Genomic DNA, 18454 nt, shown 5'->3' with positions numbered 1-18454 from the left:
GGTTCATGCACCTTTTTTCATATTTCTAAGATTACTAATTTAACTAGTTTAAGATAACAATTTTGACCGTTTTTCGGCCCCATTGTCTTGCAGCATTGCCATTTGGCATTAAGACATCAATCTTGTGACCTTTAATAGCTCCACCTGTATCTCCAGCAATTGCTTCTCCGTATCCTTCTACCCATACCTTTGAACCAAGTGGAATAACTGAAGGATCAACTGCAATCAATTTTAAGTTCGGGTTATTTTTAATATTAATACCTGTTGCAGTAATGCCTAGAGTCGATTCTTCATGGCTGTAAGCTGTTGATGTAACATATAGCTCTTTTTGATTTTGGCTCTTTTGATTACTTTGGTTGTTTTGACTCTTTTGGTTATTTTGATTGCTTTGGTTACTTGGCTTGCTTTGGCTCTTTTGATTATTTTGATTGCTTTGGTTACTTGGCTTGCTTTGGCTCTTTTGAACCTCTTTTTGATTATTTTGTTTCTTTTGAGTATTTTGGCTATTCAGGTTATTTTGAGTGTTAGTTTCTGGTTTAGTTTCTTTTTTCTCTTGAACTGGCGGTGTACTTACAGCTGTTACAGTAGTTGCCTGTGCAATTTGGGCTGCTCTAGCAGCTGCTGCCTCTTGTTCTTTTTTCAAACGCTCTTGAGCCTCTGTAATCTTAGTTTGAATTGTAGACTTTTCTTGTTGCACAGCTGAAATTTCACTTGAGACTTGTTTATATTTCCCCTGTATCGCTACAAGTTCTTGTTGTCTCTTTTGTAAGTTTTGTTCTAAATTTGCTTGCTCTGTTGCAAGTTGTGTATATTGCTCATTTAAATGTTGTTCTTGCTTATCAATTTCAGCTTTTTCTTCTTCAATCTTCTGTAAATCTTGCTGTTGTTGAACTAGAAGCTCTTTATCAGCATTCAAAATCGTAGAAGCGGCGTTAGCACGTTCTAAAAGATCCGCTAAGTTTTCTGAGTTTAGAATCACTTCTAAGAATATATTAACTTGATCTGTATGCTGCATAGAAACAAGTCTTTCTTGCATGATTCCTTTTCTAGCAAGTACTTTATCTTCTAAAATAACAATTTGTTCTTTTTTCTCTTCTATTAGTTGTTTCGTGTCTTCGATGTTTTTTTGAATGGTATCTATGCTTTTGTTGTTTTCGCTAATTTCTGTCTCAATTGATTGAAGATTTTCTTGCACTTCGCTCATTTGATTTGTGAGTGCATTTTGTTGACCTTGCATCTCATTGATTTGTGTTTCACTTTGCTCTAATTGGCTATGTAGATCTTGACTTGTTTCTGCATTTGCTACTACCGAGGTTGAAAGTAAAATTATACTAATAACCGAGGCAGCAAATATCCTTTTTAAGGAACGCATAAGACAACCCCTTTCCATAGTTATATTTATAACATACAAAAAGGGGTCTTAGATTACAGTTTTATTACAATACAAAGTCAAAACTCTTAAAATTTCGAGTTTTTTCATTACGTTGAGCTTATTATTTCCGTCATTTTTCCATTTAAATAGTGCTTTAAGTCTACATTTCTATTATTCATATCTTCTTATTTTTTAATAGGAGACACCTGTACGTGTATGTGTTCTATTAAATTCGTCCATATTTGGATCAAAATAATCCTCGGTAAACTTAGCGACAAACTTGTCGTTTTGTAAATATCCTGAACCCCAAGTTGGATCCATCGTCAACCAACTGCCATCCACATTTGCTTCGACCCATGCATGTCGCCCAGGAAAAACTCCACCACCTGCTCTCCCCTCGACAAATCGGGCCTCAATATCACTTGCTCTTAAGAGGGCGATGGCCAAAAAGGCATAATCCTGACAAACCCCAGTTTTTAACTCTAGCGTTTTTAATGCACTATCATCCCAGCGGAATTCATCATTCTTATATTTTTGCACATCATAACTCACATTTTGCGCAACATAATCATAGATCGCTTTTGCTTTCTCACGATTATTAGCCTTCCCACTTGTAAGTTTATTGGCCAATTCTACTATTTTCGGATCATCCGATTGCACACCTCTAGAAGGGAGGAGATCTCGTTCATCTTTTTCCGTTTTGGATTCAACATTAAATTGCGCAACACCAAAGTAACGAAAATAATCCCTATTTTCTTCATAAATTTCAGGAACACTAACAATAACCTCGTACTCGCCAGGTCCAAATCGAAGATAAGTAGAATCATCAAACTGATAGTTTTCCACCGGGATCACGTCAAGCGCTTCATCTTCACCCTTTTTTGTAGATACATAAATATGAGTTGTCTCAGTCGCTAATTCTGCTTTCGGGTCAAGGTGTCCTTTTATTCTATACGTATTGTCTGCCTCTCCCCCACCAAATGTTGGATACTCTAATGTAACTCCTCGTTCCATATATAGTTCTGAAAAAACAATCGGCTCCATGATTTGTTTTGATTGATTATCAATTAAGATCGATGTCCCTAATTGATAATAGTTTTTCCGTTCTTTATTAGGAACCAATACTTCTAACTCATGTAGTCCCTCACCGTAAAAAAGAGGAATATCATATGAAAACGATCCATTTTTAATCGGTAGTACATGCTTCCATGTTTCTGAATCTTTTGTTAAGGCTAACATAATCGTTTCGTCATCTTCTAGTTTGCTAGCTTTTCCTTTCAATGAAAAGACACCGTCTGCCTCTACAAAACTAGAGTCTGTATGTAATTCTAGCTCAGCCTCGTTACCAAAAGGAGTATAACTGACATCCCGCTTCATTTCTGGATTTACGTTAACGGCCATAAATTCGATTGTGTCGTAAAAGTAATTTTCACGATCTTTGCTAGGTAACTGCACAGAAATTTGATATTTCCCTTCACCATTGAAAAAGTGAATATCCTGCTTCAACTTTCCATCCTTGATCGGCGTGTAATACTCATGGTCTTTTCCAGCAGGTCCTTCTTCCTCTGAAACGACCTTAATCCAAGCATAGTCCTCTTTCAATTGGGAGTAGTCTTCAATTGTGGCTTCTACCGTTACTTTTCCATTGACAGCAACTTCTTGATATATCGGCGCTTTAAATGTAGCCCCAATCTCTTCTCCATAAGATGTCATTTCAATGGGTACTTGTTCTAACTCAGCATTTTTTTCATCTGCAAGTTGGTCATATGGATCCTTTTCCTTCCTTTCAGAACTTGCTTTATCATCCCCGCAAGCGGTTAATAATAAAAAACCGAACAATAATAATACAAAAAATAGCGACTTTCTCTTTTCCATCCTATTCATTTTACACCCCGCCAATATTGGGGCATTACACCGACGCCCCGAAATAATAAATAACCCTCTAAAAAAATTGAAAACACCCCTTACATCATAAGGCAACCATGAGTCTCCATAAGAAAAAACATACAGCAATGACTAAGCCTGAAAGAATGGCTTTTTACTTATTTTCGCACTTTCTTCATTTGAAGCTGAGATGCTTATTGCTGTAGAAATCATTCCTAACAAACATAATGTCAAAAATGTATATGCTATTGTCTCATTTCCCTCCAGTGGTAAGACACCATTTTGACTATCAGCAATAAAGAAGACCCATATTAAAAGTCCCCCTACACCTGCAATGATGAAATTCGCTGACAATACCAATAATATTTTTTGCTCATATATTTAAATCCTCTTTTACACTCGGGGCGTCACTGTGACGCCCCGAGTGAGTAGTAACGCTCCGAGTAATTTTGTTAACTTGCACTTATGCGGTCGTGAATCTCTTTTAATTTTGCTTTATTCTTTTCATTGGCCTCATCATATAATTGGTCTTTGAATTCCAGCATCGCATCATTGCGGTCTTCAATCATCGCTACTAAGGCGTCTCCTTCCGCTTGTGTGATATACTCCAACGCTTGAAGTTGATAGATCGCTTCATAAAAGAGCTTGTTTTCTTCAACAATTGCATCTCTGAAGGCCCCGCTAAAGTTTTGAATTTGTTCGCCTACCTTAACACTGTGCATGTTTGCCTGATAGCCTAATCTACCTTTTTCAAAATTCTTTTGAATCCCTGACTGAGCCTCTGCTAATAAATTAGAAATTGTATTGTTTAGATCAATGTTTGAATTCACTGTGTAATACGTTCCGTTTCCAGCTGTCGCTGTCTCTTTTAACTGTTTTTGTCCTTCATCATCTACGTTAAATCCGATAATATTCACCTTAACGTTTAAATTTGAGTTTGCTAGATTGCGCGCTTCTTCAACTGGATTTCCGTCACAGGTTTCAATTCCGTCACTCACAATAAAAAGGATGTTTTCTGATTGATCAGATGACTTTACTTTTAAATCTTCATAAGCAGATTTTATCGTAGAAGCCAGTGGTGTCCATCCACTAGGTTTAAATTGTGTTAAAGCATTTGAAAAGTCTTCATCCTGGTAAGTATTCACGGCATACATAACTTCTGTGCTGCCGCATGATAACGCTTTGTCCTGATCACTACCCGTTCCTTGGTGGCCATAAACCCTTAATGAAATCATGCTGTCCTCTGGTAAACCAGAAGCATAGTTTTTAATCGCCTCTTTAGCTAAATCCATCTTAACCCCACCTGAAACATATGCCGCCATACTTCCGCTTGAATCTAAATGGATCGCAATATTTTTGTACGTTTCTTGATCTCCTGCTAAATCATATTCACCATAATCAGGTTCAAAGTTTACAAGCGCTTTATACGCTTCCTGATAATCGTTTCCAAATGAGTGTATAAGTCCATTATATATATCAGATAGTTCTGATTCCTTTTTGGGAAAATCTTTCAAAATTTCTTCCCAAGCGAGCGAGTCGTATTTATCACGCTCTATAACAGAAATCGCCTCATCCGTCTTGATTCCTTTCTTTTGAGCGACAATTTGTTCTGGTTGGGATGGTGCTTCAGGAAAATCAACCTTTGTTCCTACTTTATTTTCTTCGTCCTGTACAGTCAACTCTTCTACACTCACTTCTTTTGCTTGTTCGGACGACTCCTGGGTTGCACAAGCGACAAGAAAGAATGTTAGAGGTAAGACTAGAAAACTTCTAACCTTCATTACTTCTATCCCCTTACTATTATTTTATGGATTACCTTTTTATTTATTTAATTTAATAACACGCACCTGATGTTTAGTCAATTTGACATTGGTCTCTGTGAAATGATGTCTGTTATTATTGACCTACATCATTCTTAATAAGGTTTTTTTAACAGGAGCTTAGTTTTAGGAACTTTTGATTAAAGGAAATTAAATTTATAGGCCTTTTTTACTGTTTTTTCGAAAAAAATTAATATTCCCCGCTTTCTATGGTTGAATACAAAAATATCAAGTATATTATTCAACCATTAAAAAAGTACCCATTCTTTTAGTAGGTTTTAAAACTTACTAAAAGAATAGGTACCTTTTATTTACCATTTTAAGAAATTAATTGATAATAAACTTTATCATTCATGGTCCGTGATTTAATTTTACCGACTGATTCCAGATAAATACATCTCGTAATTGTTGCCATAAGCGGTGCGAAGAACCGTTTTCTTCGATAGATCTCTTGACAAATTTGCCAAGCCGTTTTTTCTCCACCTTGTAGTAACTCTAGTACTTGATTGATTCGATACATATGGCCCGAACGAATCTCTTCCATTCGATCGACTAGACCGTTCATCAAATTCCCATGGCCAGGCAAAGCAAGTTGAATGGAATAGTCTTTTATTTTCCCTAAGGAATTGTAATAATCCTTTAATGGATTTACATCCTCTGGCGATTCAATTAAGACGACAGGAGAAATTTTCTCCAGTATATGATCACCCACGATCATAATTTGTTGTTCTCGATGGTAAAAACAGAAATGGTCAGAAGAGTGTCCAGGTGTCCATATTGTTTCATAAGATTGATCCCCTAACATGATTTGCTGATTTTCATCAAAGAACCCATCTGGTACAAAGTCATATATTTGAGAATAATCAGTGGCGGCCAATTTAGAATATTCATCACAGCCATGCTTCTTAAACAAATCGACGACAAACTGCGTAGATTCTTTATCCTTACGCCTTACTATTTCACGGTAGCCCTTGTTAGAAATATAAACAGGAATTTGAAATTTTTCCTGAAACCATTTGGCAAGTCCTAGATGATCAATATGAAAGTGTGTCAAGATTACCTTTTCAATCGTCATCCCAGAGGCCATTAAACTTTTCCAAGTCTGCTTTCCTTCCTCTGAATAACTTCCTGTATCTACTATAGTGAAGCCCTTTTCACCTCGAAATAAAAAACAATTAACCTGTTCCATACCAAATACATAGGGGAAGGATAATAGTCGAATATCCTCTGTTACTTTTTTCAAAATTGGCACTTGCTCAAAGTGATTGTTATGATTCATAGCCCTGCTTCCTTTTCCGTTTAAATCTAGTTTCTAATAGAAGATTACCACATTTGGAAGATAATGTCTTTTTATGAGATTTTATATCCGTCTAAAACTTGAATATTCATAGAATATCCTTAAATATTTGATTGACCAATCCGATGACCCTTTGTATAATGATAATGAGAATTATTATCAATAATACATTTTCCTTCTAAAATAGAGGAGGTACCATAATGGTTAATCAAATTAACGGTTTAAAAGATATTTATAAATTACTTGTTAACGAACGAAAAATTGGTGGTGCCATTGAGGCAGAGTCTCTTCGTCTACGTACTGGGGAAGTTTATAAACACGCGGTAATCACCCATGTTGATTTACTTGGTTCCGCAATTTATTCCCTTGGTTTCGTAACAGAAGACCAAGAAAATATGATTATAAACATTAGTGAACTAAGCCTTTTACAAAAACCTAAATTTAAAAGAATTTGTGAAATGAACAATCAGGCTTATAAACTCGTTAAAACAAAAGAAAAGTTAAAATACTTGAAAAGATTATGCGATATCAATCTAGGAAGCTCCAATGTGATCTTTCTTGAAGAGGCAAAGTTGATTATAGAGGATATCGGTTTTGCGGCTGTTAGCAGCGAAATCGATACAAACCTTATTTTCCCAAAGGATAACGTTTACTCAATTGCTTAAAGTAATGCCAGGCATCTCCTATGAAGGTGCCTGGCATTTTTTCATTCAGATAAATCCTCTAATGTGCAAATTGCACTTGGACGTTTGATTCTTGGCACAACGGTTTCGAAGACACGGAAATAAAAATTCATGTTATCTTGATCTAAAAAGTAGGTATCAAAATCGCTAGCAATCGCTAAATCAATGTTTTGCCTTCCTGCGTCAATAACAAATCCTGTTCCTTTTTTAATCATCGGGGATTGGTAAACCCCTGCTGTCATCAATTCCCGAATATGCTCAATTTCTAAAACATGGGTTCCTTGATGCACACGGTGTACTAGGGCATACAATTCAGGTGACAGCACTAAAGCATATGGGCCGGTATGTCCCATGCGGAGTAGTTTATTTCTTGCTTCTACCACATCACCAAACGCATTTCCTGATTCCATCCAATCACTGCGAATATGCGATAACTTCCCTTTTACGTTCATGATGCCTGGTATATTAAATTCTTCCGACCCGTTGAAAATCAAGTCATCTTCAAGTAGTGCACATTGTTGCCCCGCATTTGCTGATGCCGAAAAATCAATTGGACTTCCAAGCGTTTTCGCTTGTTGAATATCACGCCAGTATAAAATAAAATCCTTATATAGCATCGGAATGGTAAGGGTAACCCTGCTAGAAGGTACTGATAACCCTAAATCCTCCCCATGAAAACTAATCTCACCTTGTTCAGGCGTTGCATAAATATCATTCGTAACGGATTGAACTCCTTCCCCAAGCGGGCCATAAATATCAATGAATCGTCTTCCAACGAGTTGTTTTTTCACACTTTCAAATACGGTTTGATCTAACTCCTGCCAATCTTCTCTTGTTAAGGTCGATTCCGCAAATAAAATTGACTTATCCATACTTACCACTCCTCTTTTATTTTCGTTTCAGGCTGCCAACCGTTAATGACTTTCTTACCTTTTGTTTCCCTTGAGCTGTGATTTGGGAAGGTTCACTTGAATAGGCTTCAATTTTCACATTTGAAGGATTGTCTTCCTTTTCATCCGTTGGGATGGATGTCTTAAATTCTAGTTCCCCTTGAAAATCTTGGTTCAACTGTTCCATTAATCCCTTCATTTGTTGGTAGTCCTCATTTGTTATATCCCGTAAAACCTGGACTTTTTCTCCTGCTTCTGTTTCTTTAAATTGAAAAAGAAATAAATCAAGATGCTCTAAAAAATTATGTAAACCAAATTTCTCTAGACTTATGTCTTGTAATAAATGAACAAGCTCTAAGCGATTACTATTAGCAGCCTTATCCCCGTCCTTAACCAACGTTTGAACTTTTGGCATAAGAAGATCTAGTCTGTCTGAACGGTGTTCTTCTTCTTCGTAAATATGATGCCAAAAAAGCCGTTCATGATCATCTTTGGCATTCTCAATGATAGGGGTGATGATTCCCATAAACTCCGTTAACGCATCTTTCGTCCGGTTAAAAATCAAATCCAATTCCGCAAAAGTTCCCACACACATACTCCTCCCTTAATAACTGTCCACTTTCTGTATAACCATTTATGGAAGGCAGTAAACTTCAACAGATACAGAGGCCAGCCAGATTCTGGAAAGTGTTTACATTTACATTTTGGGAATAAAAATCGATCAAAGGAAATACTAAATATACTTGTAAAATGTAGGAGGGTATAGAAATGACTTCACAAAGTAATCCGTTATCATTTTTCGCCTTAGGTGGGATTAATGAAATCGGTAAAAACATGTACGCCATTGAATATGCAGAAGATATTATCGTTATCGACTGTGGAGGGAAGTTTCCAGACGAGACTTTATTTGGTATTGATCTCATTATTCCCGACGTAACCTATTTAGAGGATAATAAAGAAAAAGTACGAGCATTAATCGTGACACATGGACACGAAGATCATATCGGTGGGATTCCCTACTTCTTACAAAAGTTAAATGTACCGATTTATGCTACTCGCTTTACACTTGGTTTAATCGAGTTAAAATTAGATGAGCACCGTTTAACAAGAGATACGACTCTTATTCCGATTGACTCTGAGTCCAATCTCGAATTAGGAGCTATCAAAACCTCCTTTTTTAAAGTCAGTCATAGCATTCCAGATTGTCTCGGGATTGTCTTTCATACCCCAGAGGGAAATGTAGTTCACACTGGAGATTTTAAATTTGACTTAACACCTGCTAACAATCAAATATCTGATATACATAAAATGGCGCAAATTGGTGATCAAGGGGTTTTAGCTCTTATATCGGAAAGTACCAACGCTGAACGGAAAGGGTTAACCCCTTCCGAAAGGATTGTAAGTGACCACTTGCATGAAGCCTTTACAAAAGCAGATGGAAAAATCTTTGTCTCTACTTTTGCTTCCAATGTAAACCGGGTCCAACAAGTTGTTGAAGCGGCAGTGAAGACTCGCCGAAAGCTCGCCCTTCTTGGGAGAAGTATGATTAATGTTGTTAATGTTGCGATTGAGCGAGGATATTTACATATTCCTGACGGGATGCTTATCGATGCTCGAGAAGTGGAACATCTAGATCCGGAACGTGTCGTGATCTTATGTACAGGAAGTCAGGGGGAGCCGATGGCCGCCCTTGCTCGATTAGCAAATGGAAGTTATCGTGATGTTTCCATTTATCCTGGAGATACAGTGATTCTAGCCGCCTCTCCAATACCTGGAAATGAAAAAGATGTTTCACGAATTATCGATAACTTATTTCAATTGGGAGCAAATGTGATATATGGCTCAGGAAGTTCTACAGGGATGCACGTTTCGGGCCATGGCTACCAAGAGGACTTAAAGCTGATGCTCACTTTAATGAAACCAAAATATTTTATTCCGATCCACGGGGAACATCGAATGCTACATCACCACCGTTTGTTGGCGGAGTCTGTCGGTGTTGATAGAGCCAACACTTTTATCATTAACAATGGAGATGTCGTTGATTTTTCTAATGATGTTGCCCGCCAGACTCGGACGATCCCTTCTGGAAACACTTTTGTAGATGGGCTTGGAATTGGGGATGTTGGAAGTATCGTTTTACGGGACCGCAAACAACTTTCTGAAGACGGCATGCTCGTTATCGTCATTACTCTGAGTAAAGCCGAAAGAACAATTATTTCGGGACCTGACACGATTTCTCGAGGATTTGTTTATGCACGAGAATCCGAGGAACTTCTAAATGAGGTTAATCATATTGTGGCAAAATCCATTGATGAGATGCAAAAAGCAAATATCCATCGCTGGAACACCATGAAGCAAAATATTAAAAAATCAGTTGGTCAATACTTATTTGCCCAAACAAAGAAAAAACCGATGATCCTGCCAATTATAATTGAGGTTTGATAAGTAAGCTGATACTTAACATTCACTTGATAGCTTGTCACCCTTTCTCATTTTACGAAACAGCAGCCAATATGATTTACAGAAATTATTTGCTACACTTATAATTAAGTGTTAGTCATCGGAATGACTCTAGCATTGGCAAACTAGAGTCATTTCTTCGCTAATCAAAATTTAATAATGAAAAAGGAGATAGGGAGTATGAGCAAGAAAAAAATTAGACTAGGCATCGTCGGTTATGGGAATCTTGGAAAAGGGGCTATTAAAGCTATTAAAGAAACTCAAGATATGGAATTAGTAGCCGTTTTCACTAGAAGAGATCCGAAAGAGTTAATTTTAGATGATCCAAATGTAAAATCTTTACATATTTCAAGTGCAAGTGATTACAAAGACGATATTGATGTCATGCTTCTCTGCGGTGGGTCTGCAACTGATTTACCTGAACAAACTCCCCATTTTGCAAGCATGTTCAACACAGTAGATAGCTTTGATACACACGCTAAAATTCCTGAGTTTTATCAATCTGTAAATGAAGTGGCCGCAAAAAATAATACAACAGCCATTATCTCTGTAGGTTGGGACCCAGGTTTATTTTCCATCAACCGCGTGATGGCAGATGCGATCTTACCGAACGGAGAAAATTATACATTCTGGGGAAAAGGACTTAGCCAAGGTCACTCAGATGCTGTCAGAAGAGTCAAAGGGGTTAAAAAAGGTGTACAATATACGATTCCATCTGAAGACGCCATGGAAAAAGTTCGCAGCGGTGCAAATCCTGAACTAACGACTGCGGAAAAGCATACACGAGTTTGCTATATTGTTCCTGAGGAAGGTGCAGATCAAGGAACAATCGAAAATGAAATCAAAACGATGCCAAACTACTTCGCTGATTATCATACAGAAGTGCATTTTATCTCAGAACAAGAATTTAATCGTGACCACACGAAGGCACCACATGGGGGTTTTGTCATCAGAGGTGGCAATACAGGAGAAAACAACAAGCAAATTTACGAATTCTCCCTTAAACTAGATAGCAACCCTGAATTTACAGCGAGTGTATTAGTTGCCTATGCAAGAGCTGCTTATCGTTTAAACCAAGAAAAACAATTTGGGGCTAAAACCGTTTTTGACATCGCACCTGGTTACATTTCACCACGCTCAGCGGAAGAACTTAGAAAAGATTACTTATAATGAAATGTAAGGATTCATCTTGCATTCCATCTATACTATATAGAGTCTTATAGAATAAGTTATTAAATGGCAAGGGCACCATCCAAAAATAGATGGTGCTCTGTTTTTATTATTGTAATAAATCCCTCAACTGTGCATCTCTATTTTCGACGGCATAGTCGTAAGCTGTTTTTCCTTCGGAGTCTTTTATCGTTGGATCCGCTCCGTTACCAAGTAATAGTTCTACTGTTTCAACATCTGTGTCATTAAAAACCGCATTGATTAAAGGCGTTGATCCCCAGGAATCCGTTGTATTGACATCTGCCCCGTTTTGAATTAACCATTCTGCTGATTCGCTGTCTCCCCACATAACAGCATATTGGAGAGCAGTGAAACCTTCACTGTCTTTTTCATCAATATCAGCCCCGTCTGTAACGGCCTGCTCGAGCATTTCCATGTCCTCATCAAATACAGCCTGAATGACAGGAGGATACATCTCCTCTTCGAAATACTCTTCCTCTCCATATAAATATGGATCCTCCAAAAAGGCAGTTAGCGTACTGGTTCCTTTTACAATAAGAGCAACTGCTCCGGTTAGTATACCAACAAGCAGGACGGAAACAACAACACCAACAACTAATCCTACTCTCTTTTCACGAATTAATGGGTATTGTTCTGGGTTCACCCAGTTGTCCAGTGCATTAATTCGTTTAGGTAAATGAGGATGGCTTGAAAGCTTTTCGCTTAACCAAGCAAAAAATCCTGATTCCTCTGAAATTTGTTGGACAAATGCTTCCTTATTCATTTTTGAAGAAAGCCTTTTTCCAATAGCGAGCATGGATAATGCCTCTTTGGCCGCATCTACATTATCTATATAATAAGCGGCATAGCGATCACAAGTATACTCACATGCACGTAAATAAGCTTCACCTAAAAATGGAATGAACATGGCCGGTAGCAGGAGCATATGTACCAACACGTGTCGTCTCTTAATATGCGCAAATTCATGGGCAAGGACAAACAATAGCTCATCATTACGCTTCTCTTCACTCAAATCAAAAATTTCTGAATATATAACCACCATATTTTTCCCAAAAAAACGAGTAGCAAAGGCATTCATGATCCCCATCGATTCCATTACATAAATAGCTGGCATTTTCTCTATCTCCATATTATGAGCCAGCTTCACGGCCTTTTCATAGATTTCAGGAAATTGACGCTCACTCAAACGAACCCCATTTCGTCGAATAGATGCCATTGATAGAGCATGAAAGAAATAAGAAACGAGAATAATTGCAGCTATAATAACAATCCCAATAATTGAAAAAAGTAAAGCCACATAAGTCAAAATACTAACTAATAGAGTTAAAGCAAAATAAACCCCTTCTTTATGATGAACCAACCTTTTCCCTATGCTATTTTCCTCAATCACCAACATATCCCCCTGTATTTTATTTTGATTAAGAGGATTATACCATGAAGAAGGTCCAAGTACTCATAGTTTCTAAGATTTAGAGATAGAAAAAAATAAAAAGGGGTGCCAGGAACCATCCATTTAATGGAGGATACCTAGCACCCCTGAATATTTATTATTGATTAGCGAATGGTAAATAGTGCTTTTGACCAAGGAATTAATTGATCTAACATTTGGTTTACTGAATCTTCTTGAACTGCTGCTGGTTTGAAGTCTGTTCCATTTTCAAAGTCTGTGAATAGGGATAATGCTGGGTGAACACGTACATCTGCTACTAGTAATTCACCTAAGATGCCGCGTAAATGTTCAGCTGCACGAGCTCCACCTACTGAACCGTAAGAAACGATCCCTGCTGCTTTGTTGTTCCACTCTTCACGTAGATAATCTAGTGCATTTTTTAGAGCACCTGTAATCGAGTGATTATATTCTTGTACGATGAATACGAATCCATCTTGTGCCGCAATGATTTCAGACCATGCAGCTGCACCTGATGCGTCGCCGCCTTCTTCACCTAGTAATGGTAATTTATAATCAGCAATATCAATAATTGTATAGTTTGCATCCCCGCGCTTATCAGCGATTTCCTTTACCCATGCTCCTACTTGTGGACTTACGCGTCCTTCACGTGTTGAACCTAAAATAATACCAATGTTTAATTTTGCCATTGTTTCTTCCTCCTTTTTTTCTTTTCCAAATAATTTATCAAAAAATCCCATAGGATGATTTCCTCCTTACAAGTATTCTTTTTCAATCTTCAACGTACTGCGAACGGTATCAAGCGGTCGAACCATTGCCTCGATTCGTTCATGCTGTGGCTCAAAGAATGGTGGTAATGATAATTTTTCACCTAATGTTTCATATGGTTCATCTTCCATGAATCCAGGTCCATCTGTTGCTAATTCAAACAAGATGCCCGGGGCTACAGGTGTATATAAAGAGCCAAAATAATAACGCTCTACATAACCTGAGTTTTGCAATTGGAATGCTTGCAGGTGTTGCTGCCATGCCTCTAAGTCTGCACGTTCATCGACTCGGAATGCTGTATGATGAACCGTCCCAAAACCTTGGCGTGCTTGCGGAAGGATCGTGTTATATTCCACAATCACTTGTGCACCATTGCCACCCTCACCCATTTCAAATAAATGGAATGATTCTTCCTGAGCAGTTTCACTCATATAGAAGACTTTTTCTAATAATTCTTTGAAATAATCCATATGCGATGTACGAATAAAAATTGGCCCCAATCCGGTAATCGAAAATTCTAATGGAATCGGTCCATTCGGCCACGGTTTTCCGGAAGAAACACCTTGATTATGTTGATCTGAAATCAATTGGTATTGCTGATCATCGAAATCAGCAAAGGATAATGTCTTTTTACCAAATTGTTCTTTAATTCCGGTATGTTTGATTTCATATTTATCAAACCGTTTCACCCAATACTCCAATGCCTCATCAGTGGGTACACGGAAAGATGTTTTTGAAATTTCATTTGTACCATGGACCCCTTTTGGGATTCCAGGAAAATCGAAAAACGTCATATCAGTTCCGGGACTTCCAACATCATCTGTGAAATATAAATGGTACGTATTAATATCATCTTGATTTACCGTTTTCTTAACTAGACGCATTCCCAATACATATGTGAAGAAATCGTAAATCTTCTCTGCACTGCTTGTAATTGCTGTTACATGATGAAGTCCTTTCAATTGATTCATGATTGTTTCCTCCACTTGCAGAATCTCGATCTCGAGATATTAGTTAAAAAAATATATATAAAAAATTAATCATTTATTAAAGTATCTTGACTTCAAAATAAATATATCATAGATATTTTTATTTGTCAATCAAATATTTTTAATTAAAGGTATTTGAGGTTGAGAGTCAGTGTATACATTAGTGTTTTGAATCGTTCTTCTTATTTTTTCAATCTTATGAAAGCTAGATTAATTCTAATTCAACTTTTCTATTGATATTTTCTAACAATAACTGTTTTCAAGCCTTTATTAACTAGTAATTAAGGTTTCTCAAATTAAATCATCTTTAATTCAAGGTAAATTTATCATGGATATCACTCTTTGTCAACACTTTTTTAATCAATTAGTAATAATTAATCGACTAAGTATAAAACTAAAAAAGAGTGCAAGCAGTTTCCATTCAAGGAAAGCACTCGCACTCTGTCAAGGTTAAGAAATCAGCTGTAATTCTTTTTCTGCTTCTTTAATCTGTTCAATCGTTTTAACTTGAAACTCCTGATCAACGTAGACAATATGCTTTTCATTAAATTGTCTCGGTGATGTTAAACCTGCTGCGGCCGCTAATAAGAATAACTCCTCACGAAGAGTAGTGAGGTAATTCGTAACCCTATACCTCTTTTCATCAATAACTAATGCCTTTTGTAGTTTTGGGTTCGTTGTCGCCACTCCAACGGGACATTCATTGGAATGACACTTCTGCGCCCCAATACACCCAACGGCAATCATCAGTCCTCTAGCAATTTGCACGACATCTGCACCCATAGACATTGCGATCGCAATTCGGTCTGGTGAAAATAACTTTCCACTGGCAATGAGGGTAACTTTATCACGAACTTCATATTTCTTTAATACCTTTTGCGCAATCATTAAGGCAGGTTTAATAGGTAGTCCAACCGAATCTGCCATAGCCTGGTAAGTAGCGCCAGTTCCACCTTCACCACCATCAATCGTAATGAAATCTGGATGACGATTGGTTTTAGCCATATAGGCAGCAAACTCCTCAAATGGTTCTTCTCCGCCAATGACCATTTTAATACCGACCGGCTTCCCTGAGACATCTCTTATCTTTTCAATAAAGTCCATCATCGAATCCATATCATCAAATTCCTCAAACCGGTTTGGAGAGTCAATCGTTTTATATGGCTCTACCCCGCGAATTTCAGCAATCTCAGGTGTGACCTTAGAGCCTTCAATATGGCCTCCACGAATTTTAGCTCCTTGACCTAATTTGAGTTCGAATGCTTTTACCTGGGGAATCCTCGCCTTTTTCTGAAGTTCCTCAACTGAAAAACTTCCATCTGGATTTCTAAATCCAAACTTGGCAGGACCAATTTGGACGACGATATCTGCTCCCCCTTTTAAATGATACGGGGATAACCCACCTTCACCTGTATTCATATAGGCACCAGCATCTTTAATTCCATATGATAGAGCTGTAATCGCATGATCACCTAAGGCCCCATAACTCATACCGCTCATTCCTACTGGACTCTTGATTGTAAATGGATAACGACAAGTATCCTTCCCTACAATAACCGCATCTCGCTCATTATATCGCCACGGCTTAAGTTCCCCTTCCTCGTTATGCTCATGGCGAGCAAATAGAGTATCCTTAGCAATTACATATTTTCTTGTCCGAATCTTTTCCTCATTATCTGGCTCTAGATCTTCGATTTGCTTAGCAAAAAAGGCATTTCGTATGTAAAAACCAGGTTTTTCAAAATCCCGTCTGCTCCCGAATGCAATAATGGTTTTGGCGTATTTCGCCGCTTTTACAATAAACTGAAAATCCAACCGCGAAAAAGGTTTTCCTTCATGATCTCCTTCAAAGAAATATTGTCTTAACTCAGGGCTAAGGTGTTCAGAAATATAACGAATTCGAGAGATAATCGGGAAATTTTTTCTTATGGCATGCTGACTTTGTGCGCGATCCCTTCTCCCTAACATAATAATAAAAGCGCTTACAATTAAAATGAATAATAACATTAAAATAAAAAGAACTGCCAAACCAATAGTTACGAAAACATCTAGACTATTCATCATTCTGTTTCCCCTTTGCGTATGATGGACTAAACAAGTTTCACAAATTACTGATCCATTATATAGGATCTGAAAAAGTTTAATCTGAATTTTCCGATTAATAATAATATAAAACAATAACCTGTTTAATTCAAACAAAACGCTTGTTTAGTTACTAGTGTGCTTAATAGTTTTAAATTTTCACAAGAACAAAAAAGAAGAGTAACCCAAAAATAAATAGAGTTCACTCTTCCTTTAATTTTTCCGCATGATAAAGGTAAATCTTAAACCACGTTGTTATTTAGCTTAACGTCTCCCTTATCCATGTTCTTCTGCCAAAAAGTCTTTTTAGAAAAAACACTAAATAAGATCGGTATAATGAGTAATCCCACTGTTACATAGACAATATGAAATACCGATAAATGATCTAGGATCGTACCTCCAAGTGCACTTCCTAACACAATTCCAAAATTAAACGTACTAGACTGAAGAGAAGTTGCAACATCCTTCCCGGTTTCTACTTGTCTAGTTACTGCAGTCTGGAACATCGTAACTAGCGCACCAAAAGACACACCCCATAGCAGGAAGGCAAGATGTGAGACAACTGGCATACCTTTAAAGCCAATAAATAGAAGCATTGTCGCAAATGCCAAGGTCAACATAAAAACAGTTAAAGACCCTAGATGATCATCGATAACTTTTCCTGCCAATACAACTGATATGATCGTTCCAATTCCAAACAGGATAGAAGCTATCTTAATTCCGCCAACAAAACTAAATTGTTCTACAAGCGGGGCCATATAAGTGTACAAACCGTAATGGGCCATGATTGTTAAGAGCGTCACAATCAGGCATATAACAACCGATTTATTTCGTATGATACTAAATGGAGAATTGGCAGTTGTACATTTTTCTCCTTCAATAGAAGGTAAAAACATTTGCCCTAAAATAGCAATAACAAATATAATAACAGCAAGCACACCAAATTCAATCCGCCATCCAAATTCTGTACCAATTACCGTCATAATTGGCAACCCAATGCCTAGCCCCAAAGTAGAGCCTGACATGGTTACAGCAATCGCTCTGCCATGTAATCTAGAAGGAACCAGCCTCATGGCATAAGCGGAAACCATTGGCCATAGTACACCTGCAGCAATCCCACCAACAAGCCTAGCTAAGGCTATTAAATAATAAGATGAAGAGAAGGCTATAATTAAATTAGAAATAGCAAAAATGTACATTAAAATGGTTAATAGCCTTTTTCTATTCATATGCATCGTCCAAGTAATTAACGGAATCGTTCCAATTGCGGAAGCAATCGCATATATACTGACTAACCGTCCTATTGAAGAGTAAGATACATTCAAACCTTCACTCATTTGGGGCAGGATTCCCGATGGCACCAATTCCGATAGAATCCCCATGAAGGTTACACTGGACATAAGCAGTAAAATCAGCCACGGAAACTTTTCTTTCCCCTGTTCCATAAATATCCTCCTCTCAGGAGCCACGATTAAAGGCACCACAAGTATAGAAATAAGTAAAAGAACAACAGGCAGTTATCGCCCCTTGCTCTCAGTAATCTCAAAATACGATTACCGCGTTTTGGTTTTGAACCCAAAATCATTTTTATTTTAACACAAAAATACTAA

14 protein-coding genes are annotated in these 18454 nt (G+C 37.5%); 3 read left to right on the top strand and 11 right to left on the bottom strand.

Translation table 11 applies throughout. The features are described from left to right. Positions 1-43 precede the first annotated feature (43 nt). The 4 genes from R4Z10_RS02020 to R4Z10_RS02005 form a co-directional block, all read right to left on the bottom strand. Positions 44-1372 (bottom strand): 3D domain-containing protein, encoded by a 1329-nt coding sequence (locus tag R4Z10_RS02020; protein ID WP_338471572.1) that lies wholly within the window; start codon positions 1370-1372, stop codon positions 44-46. 192 nt (positions 1373-1564) lie between these two features. Then, on the bottom strand, positions 1565-3256 hold the full coding sequence (locus R4Z10_RS02015) for a transglutaminase family protein (protein WP_338471571.1): 1692 nt from the start codon (positions 3254-3256) through the stop codon (positions 1565-1567). A gap of 452 nt (positions 3257-3708) precedes the next feature. Continuing rightward, entirely contained in the window at positions 3709-5037 is a 1329-nt protein-coding gene (locus tag R4Z10_RS02010; protein WP_338471570.1) for a VWA domain-containing protein, read from the bottom strand. Positions 5038-5395: 358 nt separating this feature from the next. Continuing rightward, positions 5396-6355, bottom strand: a complete 960-nt coding sequence (locus tag R4Z10_RS02005; protein WP_338471569.1) for an MBL fold metallo-hydrolase — start codon at positions 6353-6355, stop codon at positions 5396-5398. A gap of 218 nt (positions 6356-6573) precedes the next feature. Here R4Z10_RS02005 and R4Z10_RS02000 point away from each other — a divergent pair, with 218 nt between their 5' ends. After that, positions 6574-7038: a hypothetical protein gene (locus tag R4Z10_RS02000; RefSeq protein ID WP_338471568.1), complete on the top strand. Its 465-nt coding sequence runs from the start codon at positions 6574-6576 to the stop codon at positions 7036-7038. Positions 7039-7079: 41 nt separating this feature from the next. Here the strand turns inward: R4Z10_RS02000 and R4Z10_RS01995 are convergent, their stop codons facing one another. After that, positions 7080-7928, bottom strand: coding sequence for a family 1 encapsulin nanocompartment shell protein (locus R4Z10_RS01995; RefSeq protein WP_338471567.1), 849 nt, complete (start codon positions 7926-7928; stop codon positions 7080-7082). Between the two features lie 16 nt (positions 7929-7944). After that, a complete protein-coding gene (locus R4Z10_RS01990; RefSeq protein WP_338471566.1) occupies positions 7945-8535 on the bottom strand; it encodes an IMEF encapsulin system ferritin-like cargo protein in 591 nt (196 codons plus the stop codon). A gap of 179 nt (positions 8536-8714) precedes the next feature. Here R4Z10_RS01990 and R4Z10_RS01985 point away from each other — a divergent pair, with 179 nt between their 5' ends. Both R4Z10_RS01985 and R4Z10_RS01980 read left to right on the top strand, forming a co-directional pair. Then, positions 8715-10388, top strand: coding sequence for a ribonuclease J (locus R4Z10_RS01985; protein ID WP_338471565.1), 1674 nt, complete (start codon positions 8715-8717; stop codon positions 10386-10388). Between the two features lie 198 nt (positions 10389-10586). After that, positions 10587-11576, top strand: coding sequence for a diaminopimelate dehydrogenase (locus R4Z10_RS01980; RefSeq protein ID WP_338471564.1), 990 nt, complete (start codon positions 10587-10589; stop codon positions 11574-11576). Positions 11577-11685: 109 nt separating this feature from the next. On the opposite strand, the gene R4Z10_RS01975 is transcribed toward R4Z10_RS01980, so the two are convergent. The 5 genes from R4Z10_RS01975 to R4Z10_RS01955 form a co-directional block, all read right to left on the bottom strand. Continuing rightward, positions 11686-12987 carry a M48 family metallopeptidase gene (locus tag R4Z10_RS01975; RefSeq protein WP_338471563.1) on the bottom strand — a complete coding sequence of 434 codons (1302 nt, stop codon included), beginning with the start codon at positions 12985-12987 and terminating at the stop codon, positions 11686-11688. Positions 12988-13151: 164 nt separating this feature from the next. Next, entirely contained in the window at positions 13152-13745 is a 594-nt protein-coding gene (locus tag R4Z10_RS01970; RefSeq protein WP_338471562.1) for an NADPH-dependent FMN reductase, read from the bottom strand. A gap of 15 nt (positions 13746-13760) precedes the next feature. Then, a complete protein-coding gene (locus R4Z10_RS01965) occupies positions 13761-14744 on the bottom strand; it encodes a ring-cleaving dioxygenase (RefSeq protein ID WP_338471561.1) in 984 nt (327 codons plus the stop codon). A gap of 468 nt (positions 14745-15212) precedes the next feature. Next, entirely contained in the window at positions 15213-16826 is a 1614-nt protein-coding gene (locus R4Z10_RS01960) for an FMN-binding glutamate synthase family protein (RefSeq protein ID WP_338471560.1), read from the bottom strand. A gap of 260 nt (positions 16827-17086) precedes the next feature. Then, complete coding sequence (locus R4Z10_RS01955; protein ID WP_338471559.1) at positions 17087-18289, bottom strand: MFS transporter; 1203 nt, start codon at positions 18287-18289, stop codon at positions 17087-17089. Positions 18290-18454 lie beyond the last annotated feature (165 nt).

It is taken from the genome of Niallia sp. XMNu-256 (assembly GCF_036670015.1).
Taxonomy (GTDB): Bacteria; Bacillota; Bacilli; order Bacillales; family Cytobacillaceae; genus Bacillus_BD.
The sequence above is the reverse complement of the archived record's forward strand: the minus strand, read 5'-3'. Positions and strand labels throughout refer to the sequence as shown.